Source organism: Sphingobium lactosutens DS20 (genome assembly GCF_000445105.1).
Lineage (GTDB): Bacteria > Pseudomonadota > Alphaproteobacteria > Sphingomonadales > Sphingomonadaceae > Sphingobium > Sphingobium lactosutens.
The window spans coordinates 145,989-161,346 of the sequence record NZ_ATDP01000101.1 but is presented as its reverse complement, the minus strand read 5'-3'; the positions used below and the strand labels follow the sequence as shown (position 1 = coordinate 161,346).

The window sequence follows — 15,358 nt, the reverse complement described above, 5'->3', positions numbered from 1 at the left end:
CAGGACATCCATGATCCGTTTCTCTATCCGCGCCAGCCGACTGGCTTGCCTCACGCTTGCTCTGGGTTTCACCACCAGTTTGGCGGGCGTCGCGCTGCCGACGACGGCCACTGCGCAGAGCGCCGCCGGCGATCCGGATTGGCCGGGCAAGGGCGATATTTTTGTCGGCACCTGTTATCAACCGGTCGATCGGTCGCCGGAACAGATCAGGCAGGACATCGCGATAATGAAGGCGGCCGGCTTCACCATGGTCCGCATGGGCGACCTGTCCTGGGACTCATTCGAACCTGAAGAAGGACGGTTTACCTTCGAATGGTTCGACGATGTCATTGCGCAAATGCATGCAGCCGGAATAAAAGTTGTGGTGGACATTCCGGGCCAGCCCGCGCCCATCTGGATGCACAAAAGCTATCCGGGCGTTGATCTGGTCAACCAGGATGGCGTGCGGTTGAACGCTGCAAGCCGTTACTGGGACAATATCAGCGACCCGGACTATCGTCGACTGGCCAAGCGGCTCGCCGAAAAGATGATGCAGCGCTATGCGCATAATCCTGCGGTCATCGCCTTGGGCTATGACAATGAAATCGGGAATGGACATATGTCCTATTCCGAAGCCGATCGATTGCGCTTCGTCGAATGGCTCAAGGCGCGCTACGGATCGATCGAGGCCTTGAACAAAGCGTGGGCGACGCAGCGCTGGTCGCGACGGATCAATACCTGGGATCAGGTCGATCTTCCCTATAACCGTGGTCCAGGGCCGAATGAACGCTATCTCGACCTGCATCGCTATTGGTCCGACGACACGGTGGGAGCGCTCAAGGATCTGGAATCCGTCCGTAAACAATATGCTTCCAATCTGCCGGTCGCGTCCAATTTCTGGCCGACAGCCTGGACCAAAGGCTTCAACTATCTTCGCGCTTGGCAGGATATTTCGACATATGGCGCCCAGGGTTTCTACCCGGGCGATCCCATGGGCGCATCCTTTGAAGTGATGATGAACCGGGCCGGACATCAAACCCCGGTGTGGTTCAACGAATTTACCGCTGGAGGCGGTGGCTATTATGGCACGCCGGGGCGATCGCGCATGTGGGCCTATTTCGGGCTTTTAAACTACTCGCAGACGTTCCTGGCCTGGACCTTCAATTCACATATCGGCGGGGAAGAACAGGCGCTATTCGGCCTTGTCGATCATGATGGCCGCCCGTCCTGGAAAGTGGATGAATTCGGGCAAATCGCACGCGAGTTTAAGACGCTGAAGACAATGGGGTTCCCCCGTTATCGGGACCCTGAGGTTGCAGTGCATTTCTCGTTCGACACCATGTGGCTTACCAGTCCGCCGCCCGGACCCAACACCATGCCAGAATATTTCAAGGGCAACTATACCGATCAGGTCAAGGAGGGCTTCAAGCCGCTCTATCAGGACAATATCGACACGGCGGTGATTGATATTGGCCACGATGCGATCGACAAATATAAGCTGGTCGTGCTGTCGAGCGCCTATCTCATGGACAAGCCCATGCGCGAGGCGGTCCGCGCCTATGTAAAACAGGGCGGAACCGTCATCATGACCGGATATTCCGACAAGGTTGACGTTACCGGCAAATGGTATGAGACGCCTTTGCCAGGCGATCTGACTGATGTTTTCGGTTTGCGAACCAATGAATTTTACCGGTCGCAAACGCCGCTTGAAGTGCGTTTTGGCGCCTCCACGCTGACGGGCACCGATCCTTATTATGAAGTGCTGGAGCCGAGCACTGCCAAAACCCTGGCAACCTTTGAAAATACACCGCGCAAAAGTCCGGCGATAACGGTCAACGCATTTGGCAAGGGACAGGCGATCTACCTGGCAACCGCGCCGCAATCGGCCCTTATGGGGCCATTGATCCGGTCGCTCTATGACCAACTGGGCATCGAGCGCGGCCCCGTCACACCCGATGGCGTGACCGCCCGGGAAGTGGACGGGCGCATTCTTTACGTCAACACGTCGGACAAACCTGTCGCCGTCCCCTTCTCGGGCGCCAAACAGAGCGCTTTGTCCGGGAAAAGCTATAGCGGAACAATCGACCTGCCGGGCTATGGCGTGGAACTTCTGCAATAGCCGCCAGGGAAATTGACAGTTATCACTTCGCCGATCATGACTTTTTACGGCGTTCGTTGGTTCAGGGAGATGAGATGCGCAGTGGCCCCAAGGCGAGCTATGCAGCGCCGGCTGTCGAAAAGGCATTTGAAATCCTGACCTTGCTTGGCGACCGGCCCGGCGGGTTGATGATCACGGAAATGGCCGTGCTTATGGATCGATCCGTCGGGGAAATCTTCCGGATCGTGATCGTGCTGGAAAAGCTTGGCTATCTCAGGAAATCGCCTGCCGACGATCGCTATTCCGTGGCGTATAAGCTGCTTGAACTGGCGTTTCGCGCCACGCCCGCGCAAGATCTCGTGGCGGCGGCAACACCCACGATGCGCAAGCTTGTCGTCGATACCGGCCAGTCCTGCCACCTCGTCGTCATCAATGAAGGCGCGGGGTTGGTCATTGCCCGGGAGCAAAATCCGGGCGTCCGTGGTTTTTCCCTGCGCCTGGGAGCAGAGGTCAATCTTTTGACCAGTTGTTCAGGCGCCGTGCTCCTCACTTATCTGCCCGCCGACATGCGGCAGAATGTCATTGATCAGGCCCTGCGGCTCTCGACGACCGGCATCAGCCTGAACGATATGGATGCCAAATTTGCGGTCATCCGCAAACGCGGGTTCGAACAGCGAAAAAGCTTCATCACGCGCGGCGTGACGGACCTGAGCTATCCCATATTCGGCTATGATGGAAAGGTGGTGGCAGCTCTCACCATCCCCTTCCTTGAGTTGATCGATGGATCGCAGAAGATCGATATGGTTTCCTGCAAGCGCATCCTGGGTGCCGCCGCAGCGGAAATTTCCGACACCCTCGGCCATACGCCCGCAGGATCAATGAAAGGGAATGATTAATCCCTGATATCGGCCTATGCCCGGCAGCGGCCCGAGGGAGACAAGGCCCGCGATCACGCCATCATTGTCTGCGATTGGCGTAGTCGAGCACTATCGCGTGCGCGTGGCGTATAGCGCATGGTGCGTGAGAATGTAGAGCGTCCTGCCGTCGTTGCCACCAAAGACCAGTTGCAAGGGTCGCTCGGGCACGTCTATCCGTCCAATCTCCTTGCCGTCGGGCGCGTAAACGAAAATCTGACCATTGGCGACATAGACACGTCCCTGCGCATCGGTGGCGACTCCTTCCCCGCCGCGGTTCGCGAACGGCTTGAGATCGGTCAAAGTGCCACCTGCACCCACCACGCCGCTATAGGTGCGGTTCTCCGATCCGTTGGTGACGAACAGCCTTTCGCCCGGCCGCGCCTGAACGAAGCCATAGGTGTCGAGTGCATCGGAAAAGCGCCGGCCGCGATGATCCGTCGGACCTTGGGAAAAGACGCGAAATGCCGGAAGCGCGACAGAGCCATCGGGCGAGACAAACTGCTGCGCCTTGGGCTTGGCCATGTCGCGTGCGAACATTTCCTGGAGCGTCGTGAAACGATAGGTGTCGGGGTCGATCTGGTCGCGAAATTCGCCGTTGTTCCACCAATTGACGGGCATGGTGACGATCGCATCCTTGTCCTGCGCGACCGGTGTCGGCGCAATGACGGTCATCTGCGTCTCGGGCGTGCCGGGCTTGAAGCTGTAGACCGTACCATTGCGTCCCTGCGAGGAGAGCACCAGCAAATTGCCGGATTTGTCGATCGTCAGATTGACAGGGTCGAGCGCGGCGTCGCGGACGATCTCCAGTCTGCCCTCCTCGGACCAGCGCCAGATGCGCTGAAACTGCCGATCGATGAAGTACAGCCTGCCCTCGGCATCCACTGCGCCGCCGCCGATCGAATGAAAGTCATCGGCCAGTTTTTCGACCGGCGCGCCAAGGCGGGACGGCTCGGGAGCAGCAGGATTATCCGTTACGTCGAGCACGGCAAATTCGCGCTCGCGCACGTCGATGCCGTGGGTCACGTCTTGAATCGCGTTGGAATGGGGAAATTTGGTGACGCGTAGGAACGTCGCGCAGCCATTTTCGTCGCACGTGCCAAGGCCGCTCTCGCCGTTCACATGCACATTGCGAAAACGAATGTCGCGCACATTATACAAGGTAACGGCCGCCGGCGCGGCCTTGCGCGTGCGGGTGACGCGATAGCCGTGAAAATTGGCGACCAGGATATTGTCGGAGTCGCGGATTTCCAGCGCGGTGGCGTCACCGCTTTCGCCCCCCTCTCCCTCGGTCTGCGGGGCCAGCAATTCCCAGTTGGACACCCGGTTCAGCGTGATTTCACTGCGGACATGATGTTCGACTGATGCCTGAATGATCCGTCCGGGCGTTTTCGTGTCGGAAATCAGGATGCCGGGATGCGCGAAGGTGCTGGGGCTCCATATATTGGCGAAGGTGCCGCCGCCGCCCTGCGTGACCCAAAGGCTGGCATATTGCCCGTCCCAGCGCCGCGCCGCATCGGGGTCGCCCGTGGCGTTGTTGTTATAGGGATTGACGCGCGTGCCATCGAGCAGGTTGGTGCCATGCCCGCCTTGGAATTTGACATCATTGACCATCGACTTCTCGCCGGCCTTCCACAGCAGGGCGGTCGCCCGCTGATTGGCGCCGTTGCTGTTGATGCCGATGCCCTGGACGATCGCATCGCCGCCCTGTGTGCTTTCGATGACGGCCTTGGGCGCGCCGACGCCTTGAAACCCTGGCGACCCGTCCGGCAGGACGATCTGCGTCAGGCTGGGGTGCAGGCCCACCAGCACCGTGTTTGGGCGCAGGCGCAAAGTGTCACTGACGCGATAGAAGCCGGCAGGCAGGTAGACGACGCGATGCGTGTCGATCGCCCGTTGCAACGCGGCGGTGTCATCCGTCCGGTCATCTCCCTTCGCGCCCAGCGCCCGCACGCTGACCCAGTCGCTGACCGGGGGCAGCGCGCGGATCGCGGCATCGCTCGCTTTTGGCAGGGCATTGAGCGCTGTCGCCTTCATGGCGGTTTCATAGGTGCCCATGCGCCCCGTGCCGGGCAGGGTCAGCCCATAGGTGAAGCTGTCGACCTTATAGGCGGCGCCCGTTCCTTGCTGGGTGCGGCCACTGTCCCGGAAATGCGCGAACACAGGCATGTTGGAAGCCACGACATTCTGGAAGCCAACCTGTGTATAGACATTCTCCTCGTTGGAGATGATGACGCCGGCCTTGGAAACATTTTCAAAGCGCATGTCCTGGCCCCACAGCCAGTCGCCATAGCCCTTGTCGATTTCGATGCCGACCGGCGTGTCGCGAATTGATACATTGACCATGGTCAACCCGGCTTCATGCTCCCGAATGGCGGCGTCGCGCTGCCCTTCGAATGTGGAGTCGACAAGGGCAAAGGGCCAGGCAGGGGAGGTTTTCTCGGCCAATATGCCATAGCGTCCGCCATAAAAGCGCAGATCCTCGGCTTCATTGGCGACATGATAAAGCCCGGCCAGCCCGGACCCGATGTGGAAGTCCGCGTGGGACACGAAACTATGCTGTGCCGAATGAAATCGGATCGCCGTCGCGGCCGGATTGCCATCCAATATGCGAAAATCGACATTGGCGAGCGCGGAGTAGAAGGTGCCGGGGTTCGCGTCGGCAATATTCTTGTTGAACGGAACGCTGCCCGCTGGCGGAAACGCCGCGGCCGGCGTGCCCATGTCGGTCTGGCGCTGGCTCCCAGTGAACATCAGCATATGGGCGACGCCCCGTTGAAATCCGGGCGTGTTCGCGCCAAGGAGGATGACGGGTCGCTGCGCGCCGATGCCGAGAAGCCGCACGCCGGGATAGAGGAACAATGTCCGGCTGATGCGATAGGTGCCGGCGGGCAGGAAAACGATACCGCCCCCGGCAGTCGCGGCCTGGTCGATCGCCTGCTGGATCGCGGCGCTGTCATCGGCGCGGCCGTCGCCTACGCCCTTCACCGTAACGGCACGCGGCTCGTCCGGGGCCGTCACATAGACGGATGGCGACGCCAGCGCTGGCTGCGCGCCCGCCAGGCACAGCAGCATCGATGCGCAGGCTCCGCTCAATCCGTATTTCATGCAATGCTCTCCACTGAGAAAAATATGTCCCGGCCGTGCAGGGCCGGGACAGGTGGGTGGGGACAGGGGATATCAGATCAGAAGTTGAAACGGACACCTGCACGATAGATGCGGCCCAATGTGTCATAGAGCGCGGGGTTGATGTCCAGACCGGTGTTGGTCTGCGGCGATGCCACGGGATCCTTGTCGAACAGATTGTCGACCTTGCCATAGATCGATACCTGATCCGTGATCTTGTAGGTCGCGCCCACGTCCATGTAGAAGGCGCCCTTCATCTTGTTGTAGTTGATCGTCGGGTGGTTGCCGGTCGATGCGGGGCAGCTGGACTGACAGACGATATATTGATTGCCGAAGGTGCCGTCGCTGAACCAGCGCTCCTGCACCGTCAGTGTCAGCTTGCCCGTATCGTAGGTCTGGACCGCCAGCCATTTCCAATCCGGCGTCGCGCCGTTGTTGGCGCCCGCCTGATCAACCGGATCGACGCCGGCGATACCGGCATTGACGATGAACTTGCGGATATGGGTGCCCAGCGCCCGGATCGTAAAGTTGCCCGGAAGGCCGAGCGGCTGCTGCCACTGATAGCTGGCTTCGATGTCGAAGCCACTGGTCTTCCAGGACGCCAGGTTGAATGGCTGGACGTTGACGAAATTCTGCTGCTGGTTCGCATTGTCGAGGCTGAAGCCCCCGCAGAAGGCTTGATTGCCTTCGAAGCAGAATTGCACGATCTGCTGCGCGGACAGGCTGGACACGACGCCATTCAGCTTGATGTTGTAATAGTCGAAGGACAGGCTGAGGCCCGGCGCCCAAGATGGCCGGGACAGAACGATGCCCAGTTCGGTGTTGCGCGCAATTTCCGGCTTGAGGTTCGGATTGCCGATCGTGTTCTGGAAGGTCGACACAGCGACATTACGGAACGGATCGTTGAAGTTGGGCAGCGTCGTCACCGTCGGCGCGGCGAACAGCTCCGACAGGTTGGGCGCACGCACGTCGCGCGACGTGACGGCGCGCAGGCGAATGCCATCCAGCGGCGTGTCCCAGGTGCCGCCGACCTTCCAGGCCCAGACCGTGCCCGACGTGCTATAATGGGTGCCGCGACCCGCCGCGTTCAGGTTCGCGCGGCCCGCGCCCTCGCTGTCGAACAGCGGCAGGTTGATTTCCAGGAAGCCTTCATAAACTTCATATTTGCCGCGGCCATTTTTGTAATTACCCGCCGCCCAGTTGCTGCCAAGGTCGGAATTGAGCAGCGGATCGGCTGGATAATTCTCGTCATTGGGGCTGAGTGGCGACACGCCTGCGCCATAGGGATCGGCGTTTACGCGATAAAATTCGCGCCGATATTCGCCGCCGAACGCCACCGCGAGCGGCCCTGCCCACAATTCGACCGGTTCGCCCGAAAAGTTGGCGCTGACCACGTCCTGCGTCAATTTGGTGTGCTGGAAGGGGCCATTTTCGTGCGGCGCGACATAGGCCAGCGCTGAGGCGGAGGGGGTGAAGTTGCCAAAGATGTTCATCGGCACGCAGCCATTGGCGCGCGCGACCGGATCGCGGCATACGACCGCGCCGTTCAGATTAATGGCATCGGCCGCCGCGACATAGCGGTTTTGCAGGACGATATCACGCACGCGAATGTCGGAGATCGTGATGCCATGTTCATAATAGGCGTCATAATTCCAGTCCGTGCCGCCCAGGCCGAACTGCCCCTTGAGGCCGCCGACGAAGCGATATTGCTTGCGATCGGTATAGACCTGCGGATCGGGCAGTTGCGCGTTGGAAGAGCCGAAGTCGAAGCTGGTGATGCCCGCCGCCGCACATTGGTCGCGGATCGTCTGCGGCAGGAACGCATTATCGCACTGCACGGTCAGATTGGAGCGATTATAGCCAGGGCTTGGCTGGTTATTGGTCTTCACCTGCGCTATATTGACCGTCAGATAGGCTTCATTGTTATCGGCAAAGTCATAGCCAAGGCGCGTATAGCCGTTGATGCGCTCCAGCGACGATTTGAGCGATGCGCCCGAACCGGGCGCGCCCGACAGGTCGCCACCCTGGCAGAAGCTGTTCCCCTGAAAACAATTGCTGACCCGGCCATTGCCGAGCGGCTGACCATTGGATCCATATTGGAAATTATAGGGCGTGCCGTTCGCGTCGAAAGCGATGCCCTGAAGCGGACCATTGTTGATCAGGCCATAGCGGGCATATTGGTAGGGCTGCGCATAATCGCCATAGACATATTGCGGCAGGCCGTTGTTGGTCTGGCCCGTGTTAAATAGCGTCGTGGCGCGATACCAGTCGCGGCTGCCGGCGAGATCGGTCCCGAAGTCGCCTGCGCCCACGCCCCCTTCATGGTCATATTCGCCGCTAACGACGAAATGCAGCCGTCCATCCATCGCCGATGCGCCGTATGCCGCCTGGACGAGCGCGGTCTCATCGTCGCCATATTTGGTGATGCTGCCCAGGATATTGCCCTTGAACCCTTCAAAACGGGTGTCGGTGATGAAGTTGACGACGCCGCCAACCGCGTCCGATCCGTAGGAAGCCGATGCGCCGCCCGTCACGACGTCGACGCGCTTCACCAGCAATTGCGGGAACATCGAAATGTCGGGGACGCCGGTCACGTTCGCGCCGACGACGCGCTGGCCGTCGAGCAGGGTGAGGGTACGGATGGTGCCCAATCCGCGAAGGGAGAAGGAACTGAGGCCCTGCTGACCGCTCGACGTGCTGAACGTGCCAGTGGCGGCGCCGGTCGAACCTTGCAGCGAGGGCAGCTGCGCGATGGTGTTGAACACATTGGGCTGCGCATTGTTGGCGATCTGCTCTTCGCCGATCACGGTGGTCGGCGTTGGCGCGGTGAAGCCGCTGGTGGTGATGCGCGACCCGGTAACGACAATGTCCGCGGCGCTCTGCGCCGATGTCGTGGCGGCTTCGTCCTGAGGGGCGACGTCGGCGACACTTTGTGCGTGCGCCAGGCCCGACAACGACATGATCGTTACCGCTACCAAACTTGCGCCCATGCAATGGCGGATAATGGACTTCCTCACCTTCCTTGATCCTTCCCTCTGTCGGCCACCCCCCCGGGTTGGCCACGCCTTGTGCGGCGATTATCGATTTCCCTATCGCAGCGGGGCTTCCGGAGCACTTACGACATAGGTCGTAGACGCGACGAAACCGCCGTTTTTCATGGCTTTGCTGCGTAAAGCGCGTGATGCGTCAGGATGAAGAGCGTTTGCTTGTCAGGACCGCCGAACAGGATTTGAAGCGGACGATCCGGCACGTCGATCCGACCCTTCTGCGCGCCGTCGGGACCGTAGACGAAAATCTGTCCATTGGCGACGAAGACGCGCCCCTGCCCGTCCACGGCAACGCTCTCGCCGCCGCGATTGGCGAAGGGCTTGAGGTCCACAAGCGACCCACCCTTTCCGATCGTCCCGCTATAGGTCATATTTTCCGAGGCGTTGGTGACGAATATCCGTTCACCCATTTTCCCGCTCACGAAGCCATTGGCGTTAAGCCCGTCGGACCAGCGCCAGCCGGTGTGATCGATCGGCCCCTGTTGCCAGACCCGAAAGGCCGGGAGCGCCAGGCTGCCGTCGGGGGAAACATATTCCTGCGCCTTGGGTGTGCCAACATCGCGCGCGAACATTTCGGCCAGCGTCGTGAACTCATAGCTTTTGTGATCCAGCTGGTCACGAAATTCGCCATTGTTCCACCAGTTCACGGGCAGCAAGGTACGCTTCTGGCTGGCTAGCCGCACCGGGGTGGGCTTGATGAGCGTCAGCGCGTCGAGCGGCCCTTCGGGATCGATCGAATAGACCCCGGCCTTGGGGCCAAGCGAGGAGAGTATGAGCAGATGCCCTGATGCATCCACGGCCAGATTGACCGGGTCCAGCGCCTGATCGCGCACGATCTCCAGACCCTTGTCCTCGCTCCAGCGGTGAATGCGCTGGAACCGCCGATCGATGAAGTACAGCGCGCCCTTGGCGTCCACAGCCGCCCCGGAAATGGACCAGAAGCCATCCTCCAGCTTCTCGACCGGGGCCATGCTTGGCGTGGGCGCCGGAATCGCCCGATCGGCCGCGCCGATGTCGAGCTTGGCAAACTCCCGCTCCCGGACGAACAATTTGCGCGAGACATCCTCGATCGCATTGTCGAACGGATATTTGCTGGCGCGCAGGAAAGTGCCGCATCCTTCATCGTCGCAGGTCGCATAGCCGCTTTCGGCGTTCACATGGACATTGCGAAAGCGGATATCGCTGGAATTATACAGCTTCACTGCGCTCTTTTCCGGCGCGTAGGTCCGGGTGACGCGATAGCCGTGATAATTGGCGAACAGCAGGTTTTTCGAATTGCGAATGTCGAGCGACACGGCGTCCGGTCCGTCGCCCACTTCCTGCTCGGTCTGGGGCGCCAGAAATTCCCAGTTCTGCACATTGTCGAGCACGAATTCATTGCGGGCATGATGTTCGACCGACATTTCATAGACATGGCCGGGCGTGCTGGTGTCGCTGATGTAAAAGCCGGCCTGGGCGAAGCTGTTGGGGCTCCATACGTCCGCAAATGTGCCGCCGCCGCCGTCCGTCACCCAGATGCTGGGATATTGCGCGTCCAGCCGATGGTCGGTCACCGGGTCGCCGGTATGGACCGTCAATGTCCCCAGCATCTTGCCGTCTGCGGTAGGCGTGCCGCCACCGCCCATGATCTTGACGTCTTCCACCAGGCTCTTCTCGCCTGACCGCCACAGCAGCGCCGACGCGCGCGGATTGACCCGGCCCGTAAACAACCCCAATCCCGACAGGATATTATCCCCGCCCTTGCGGCTCTCCAGGATCGGCAGCACCGATCCCAGCCCGGCATGGCGGGGGTTTTCATCGGGAATATAAAGCTGCGTGATGGCGGGATGCAGACCGATGAGAATGCTGTCCGGCCGCAAAGTCAGCTTGTCCGTGACCTTGTAGAAGCCCGTCGGGAAATAGAGGATGGGATGGGCATTGATCGCCTTTTGAATAGCGGCGGTATCGTCTGCCTTGCCGTCGCCTACGATTCCCAGCGTTCGGACATTGACCCAGTCTTGCATGGGCGGCAGGTCACGAATGGCTGGCGCGCGGCGGGCCGGCAGCGCGGGCAGCGCCTCGATCTCGGCATCGGTGCGATATTCGCCGACATGGCCCAGGTCCGGCACCATCAAGCCGTAGGAAAAGGACGCGACCTTATAGGCATCGCCCTTGCCGTCGACCGTGCGTCCGCTTCCGCGGAAGCGCGCGAAAACCGGGCTGTTCTTTGCCAGCGCATTTTCAAAGCCGATCTGGGTGAAAACATTGTTTTCATTCGAAATGACGACGCCCGCCCGGCTGACATTTTCAAAGCGGACATCCTTGCCCCACAAGCTGTCGCCATAGCCGCGGTCCACCTCGATCCCCACCGGCGTGTTGCGGATGGCCACATTGACCAGGGTCAGGTCGACCTCATGCTCGCGGATCGCGGCGTCGCGCTGGCCATCGAAGGTCGAATCGATCAGCGTGAATTGCCAGGCGGGGGAGGTCTTTTCCGTCACGATGCCATAGCGGCCACCTTGGAAATGGACATTTTCGATGATGTTGCCGGCCTGATAAACGCCTGCAAATCCATCCCCCAGGCGAAATTCCATATGGCTGAGGAAGGCGTGCTGCGCCATGTGGAAACGCACGCCGGCCGCCGCGGGATTGCCCGCGCCAATCTCTATGTCGACATTGCTCATCGCCGAATAGAAAGTGCCGGAATTGGCGTCGCGCACGACCTTGTCGCGGGGAACGATGGTGGGCACCGGCACGGGCACATCGCCGACGCGATATTGATCCCCGCCGCCAAAGACGATCATGGTCGACACACCCTGCTGGAACCCGGGAGTCCTGGCTCCTAGCAGGATGACCGGCCGCGTCGGACCCACGCCATAGATGCGCACGCCGGGAGGCACGACCAGCGTGCGGGTGATGCGGTAGGTGCCCGAAGGCAGGAAGACCATGCCATGACCGGTCTTGTCGCGCGCGCTATCGAGCGCTTGCTGGATTGCGTCGCTGTCGTCCGCCTGGCCGTCGCCCTTGCCCGCAACCGTAATCGCGCTCGGTTCCTGGGGGGCGGTGGGAAAGACCGATGGCTCGGCGGCGTGAGCCGCGTTCACGCCTACCATCGCGGTTGCGGTCAAAAGCGCCGCCATGATGTTGCGTCGGATCATCATCGCCTCTCCCAAATCATTGCATCCAGGAATAAGCGCTAAAGGACCATGGGGGTTGGGGCACTTGCGACAAAGGTCGTAGTTTTCAGGGGTTGGCCCGCGCTCCTATAGCATGATCCCACATAGCGACGCCTGTGCAGGGGTTTCGCACCGATTGCGAGGACCTGCTTTGTCGCCCCTACCTGACCCCGCTGCCACGCCGAATTTTGCCGTCATCGTGATGGGGGTCAGCGGCTGCGGCAAGTCCACGCTCGGATCACTGCTGGGGGCGGCACTGGACGCACCCTTTCTGGAAGGCGATGACTTCCACGCGCCCGAAGCGGTGGCCAAGATGCGCGCGGGCTGCCCCCTGTCCGACGAAGATCGCTGGCCCTGGCTTGATCGCATCGGCCTGGCAGCCAATGCCGCCGTTGCGACCCATGGCCGCACGGTGATCGCCTGTTCCGCGTTGCGCGCGGCCTATCGGGCGCGGCTGCACGCCGCCATTGCAACGCCCGTGCGGTTCATCCTGCTGGAAAATAGCCGCGAACGCCTGCTCGCAAGGCTGGCGTCTCGGGCCAACCATTATATGCCGACCAGTCTGCTCGACAGCCAGCTGGCAACGCTGGAGCGGCCAGGTCAGGATGAAGACGCCCTGATCCTGAATACAGACGCAGACCCCGCCGCATTGCGGGATGCAGTGCTGCACTGGCTGCGCTGATCGGCCAGAGCGTCAGGGCATCAGCCGCCGGCGTCCCTCCCACAAATGCCAGCGCATCGCCAGCGCCGCGCCCTCAGGGTCCTGCGCGCGAATGGCGGCGACGATCACTTCATGTTCTCGCAGCATCGTTTCGACGACTTCCGGGGGCCGGGACCGGGAAATGTCGACGCCTGCGCGCATGATCTTTTCGACATCGGGCCACAGCGCATCGAACGCCTGGATGAAGGCGGGATTGCCGGTCGCCGCCGCGATCCGCCGGTGCAGGTCCATGTCTTCGGCATGGGCTGGCTCACTGGACAGCAAAGCCTCGCGCAGCAGCGCCATGCCTTCCTCCACATGCGCCATTTCCTGCGCGGTTCGGCGGGTTGCCGCCAGCCGGGCCGCCTCCGCCTCCAGCACGAAACGCACTTCATAACTGCCCAGCGTCGTAGACAATTCGCTCATCGGCATGAAGGCTGCCAGCCGCTCGGAAGGCCGGCTCTTGACGAAGGACCCGGCGCCTCGCCGCGCCTCTGTAATGCCGTCCGACGCGAGCCGCACCAGCGCTTCGCGCACGATGGCGCGCGACACGCCAAAGGTTTCCGCGAGCTTCGCCTCTGACGGCAGGCGCGCGCCGACTTCCAGATCCTCCGACTTGATGATCTCGACGATGCCGGCATAGGCCTGATCGGACAACCGGATCTGGCTCATGACGTCGCCCGTGCTGCTGCGATGGCCATGACGGCTCCGCTCCCTAGATTATGCTGCTCGCCAGCATTACCAGCAGCAGGCCGACCACCGCCACCACAGTTTCCATGATGGACCAGGTCTGGAACGTCCCTGCCATATCGGTGCCGAGATAGCTTTTCACCAGCCAGAAACCGGGATCATTGACATGGCTGAAAAATAGCGATCCCGCTCCGATCGCCAGCACCATCCATTCAGGGTCCACGCCGGACGCGGCCACCAGCCCTTGCATCACGCCGGCCGTAGTGATCGTCGCCACCGTCGCCGAACCGGTCGCCAGGCGGATGCAGACCGATACGCCCCAGGCCAGTACCAGCGGCGAGATTGCGCCGCCGTCCGCCAACCGCACCAGAAGGTCGGACAGGCCGGCGGTCACCAGCACCTGCTTGAGCGCGCCGCCTGCGCCGATCGCCAGGATGATGCCGCCGGCCGGGGTCATCGCTTCGGTCCAGATCGCGCCCTGAATCCGGCTTTCGGTTATTCGGCGACCAAAGAGCAGCGGCAAGGCCACCAGCGTCGCGACCAGCAGCGCTACGACGGGATCGCTTACCCAGGCCAGCCAGGTGAAGTGCGCGGCCACGGGCGCGGGCATCAGGGCAACCGCTTGTCCTGCGGCGATGAGGACGACGGGCAGCAACACGGCCGTCAATGCCCGTCTCACCGAGGGCGTCGGCACATCGGCCCGGACCGGATCAAGCAAGGGGGGGCTGAGCTTCACGCCCGGGGCGGTGAAGCGTGCCAAGAGCGGACCCGCGATGATCGCGGTCGGAATACCGACGATCAGCCCGTAAAGAAGCGTGAGGCCCAGATTGGCGCCCAAAGCATTGACGGCCAGCAAGGGCCCCGGATGCGGTGGCACCAGTGCATGAACGACGGACAGGCCCGACAACGCTGGCAGCATGAGGCGCAGCTTTGCCGTGTCGCCATTCTGGCCGGCCGGCAAAGCCGCGGCCGCCGACGCGACGATCGGCAATAGCAAGACCAGCCCGGTCTCGAAAAACAGGGGCAGGCCAATGACGATGGCCGTCAGAAGACTTGCCCAAGGCGCGCCGCGCGCGCCCGACACTCGCAACGCCGCGCGGGCAAGACCGCCGGCGCCATCGGAAAGTTGCAACATGGCCCCGAGCCCGAGGCCGAGCGCGACCACAAGTCCGGTGCCGCCAAGGATCGCGCCAGCGCCTTTTTCGACGGCCTTGGCTGTTTCCTCCATGGGAAGTCCGGCCAGAAGGCCAACCGTAAACGCGCCGCAGAGCAATCCCACGAAGGGGTGCAATCGTCCGCGGATGATCAGGATGATGGAAAGCGCAATGCCGATGATGGCCGCTGCGATCAGCCGATAATCGGCGGGGGTCACAGGCGGCCCCCTTTCGGACAGTGCAGGCCCCGATCAAGCCGACGCAGTGCTATCGTCATCCTCTTCCCCCATGTTTTCGCTAACCAAGGACTCGGTGAAAACGTCCGTACTTTCTAAAATCTGTTAGACAGCTTTAGTCAGTAAAAGCAAGATATCCAGAATAAACGCGGCATATTTGATATTTTTGCTTGAACCTGTATGACCAGTGGCCATAGGATAACGCTAACGAATCCTAGTCAGAAGAAACTTGGTAGATTCTGAACCGGAACAGGGAGAG

General features: G+C 61.3%; 8 protein-coding genes. 3 read left to right on the top strand and 5 right to left on the bottom strand.

What is annotated here, in order from left to right; genetic code table 11:
* The first annotated feature begins 10 nt into the window (after positions 1-10).
* Both RLDS_RS46620 and RLDS_RS46615 read left to right on the top strand, forming a co-directional pair.
* Positions 11-2,098 (top strand): beta-galactosidase, encoded by a 2,088-nt coding sequence (locus tag RLDS_RS46620; RefSeq protein WP_021227320.1) that lies wholly within the window; start codon positions 11-13, stop codon positions 2,096-2,098.
* A gap of 74 nt (positions 2,099-2,172) precedes the next feature.
* Positions 2,173-2,973 (top strand): IclR family transcriptional regulator, encoded by an 801-nt coding sequence (locus RLDS_RS46615; RefSeq protein WP_021227319.1) that lies wholly within the window; start codon positions 2,173-2,175, stop codon positions 2,971-2,973.
* Positions 2,974-3,063: 90 nt separating this feature from the next.
* Here the strand turns inward: RLDS_RS46615 and RLDS_RS46610 are convergent, their stop codons facing one another.
* From RLDS_RS46610 to RLDS_RS46600, 3 genes are all read right to left on the bottom strand, one after another.
* Complete coding sequence (locus tag RLDS_RS46610; RefSeq protein ID WP_031298661.1) at positions 3,064-6,099, bottom strand: glycosyl hydrolase family 28-related protein; 3,036 nt, start codon at positions 6,097-6,099, stop codon at positions 3,064-3,066.
* 77 nt (positions 6,100-6,176) lie between these two features.
* The gene (locus RLDS_RS46605; protein WP_236616894.1) at positions 6,177-9,077 is read right to left on the bottom strand and encodes a TonB-dependent receptor plug domain-containing protein; all 2,901 of its coding nucleotides are present in this window, start codon (positions 9,075-9,077) and stop codon (positions 6,177-6,179) included.
* 194 nt (positions 9,078-9,271) lie between these two features.
* Positions 9,272-12,301 (bottom strand): glycosyl hydrolase family 28-related protein, encoded by a 3,030-nt coding sequence (locus RLDS_RS46600; RefSeq protein ID WP_031298660.1) that lies wholly within the window; start codon positions 12,299-12,301, stop codon positions 9,272-9,274.
* A 220-nt stretch (positions 12,302-12,521) separates the two neighbouring features.
* Between RLDS_RS46600 and RLDS_RS46595 the strand changes: the two genes are divergently transcribed.
* Complete coding sequence (locus RLDS_RS46595) at positions 12,522-13,001, top strand: gluconokinase (protein WP_031298659.1); 480 nt, start codon at positions 12,522-12,524, stop codon at positions 12,999-13,001.
* A 12-nt stretch (positions 13,002-13,013) separates the two neighbouring features.
* Here the strand turns inward: RLDS_RS46595 and RLDS_RS46590 are convergent, their stop codons facing one another.
* Together RLDS_RS46590 and RLDS_RS46585 are read right to left on the bottom strand one after the other, a co-directional pair.
* Positions 13,014-13,691: a FadR/GntR family transcriptional regulator gene (locus RLDS_RS46590; protein WP_021227314.1), complete on the bottom strand. Its 678-nt coding sequence runs from the start codon at positions 13,689-13,691 to the stop codon at positions 13,014-13,016.
* 43 nt (positions 13,692-13,734) lie between these two features.
* On the bottom strand, positions 13,735-15,081 hold the full coding sequence (locus tag RLDS_RS46585) for a GntT/GntP/DsdX family permease (RefSeq protein WP_021227313.1): 1,347 nt from the start codon (positions 15,079-15,081) through the stop codon (positions 13,735-13,737).
* Between the last annotated feature and the right edge of the window lie 277 nt (positions 15,082-15,358).

What these genes read in the sequence shown, in the direction of transcription:
- RLDS_RS46620 (WP_021227320.1), top strand. Translation starts at nt 11, where the DNA reads ATGATCCGTTTCTCTATCCGCGCCAGCCGACTGGCTTGCCTCACGCTT.
- RLDS_RS46615 (WP_021227319.1), top strand. Translation starts at nt 2,173, where the DNA reads ATGCGCAGTGGCCCCAAGGCGAGCTATGCAGCGCCGGCTGTCGAAAAG.
- RLDS_RS46610 (WP_031298661.1), bottom strand. Translation starts at nt 6,099, where the DNA reads ATGAAATACGGATTGAGCGGAGCCTGCGCATCGATGCTGCTGTGCCTG.
- RLDS_RS46605 (WP_236616894.1), bottom strand. Translation starts at nt 9,077, where the DNA reads ATGTCGTTGTCGGGCCTGGCGCACGCACAAAGTGTCGCCGACGTCGCC.
- RLDS_RS46600 (WP_031298660.1), bottom strand. Translation starts at nt 12,301, where the DNA reads ATGATCCGACGCAACATCATGGCGGCGCTTTTGACCGCAACCGCGATG.
- RLDS_RS46595 (WP_031298659.1), top strand. Translation starts at nt 12,522, where the DNA reads ATGGGGGTCAGCGGCTGCGGCAAGTCCACGCTCGGATCACTGCTGGGG.
- RLDS_RS46590 (WP_021227314.1), bottom strand. Translation starts at nt 13,691, where the DNA reads ATGAGCCAGATCCGGTTGTCCGATCAGGCCTATGCCGGCATCGTCGAG.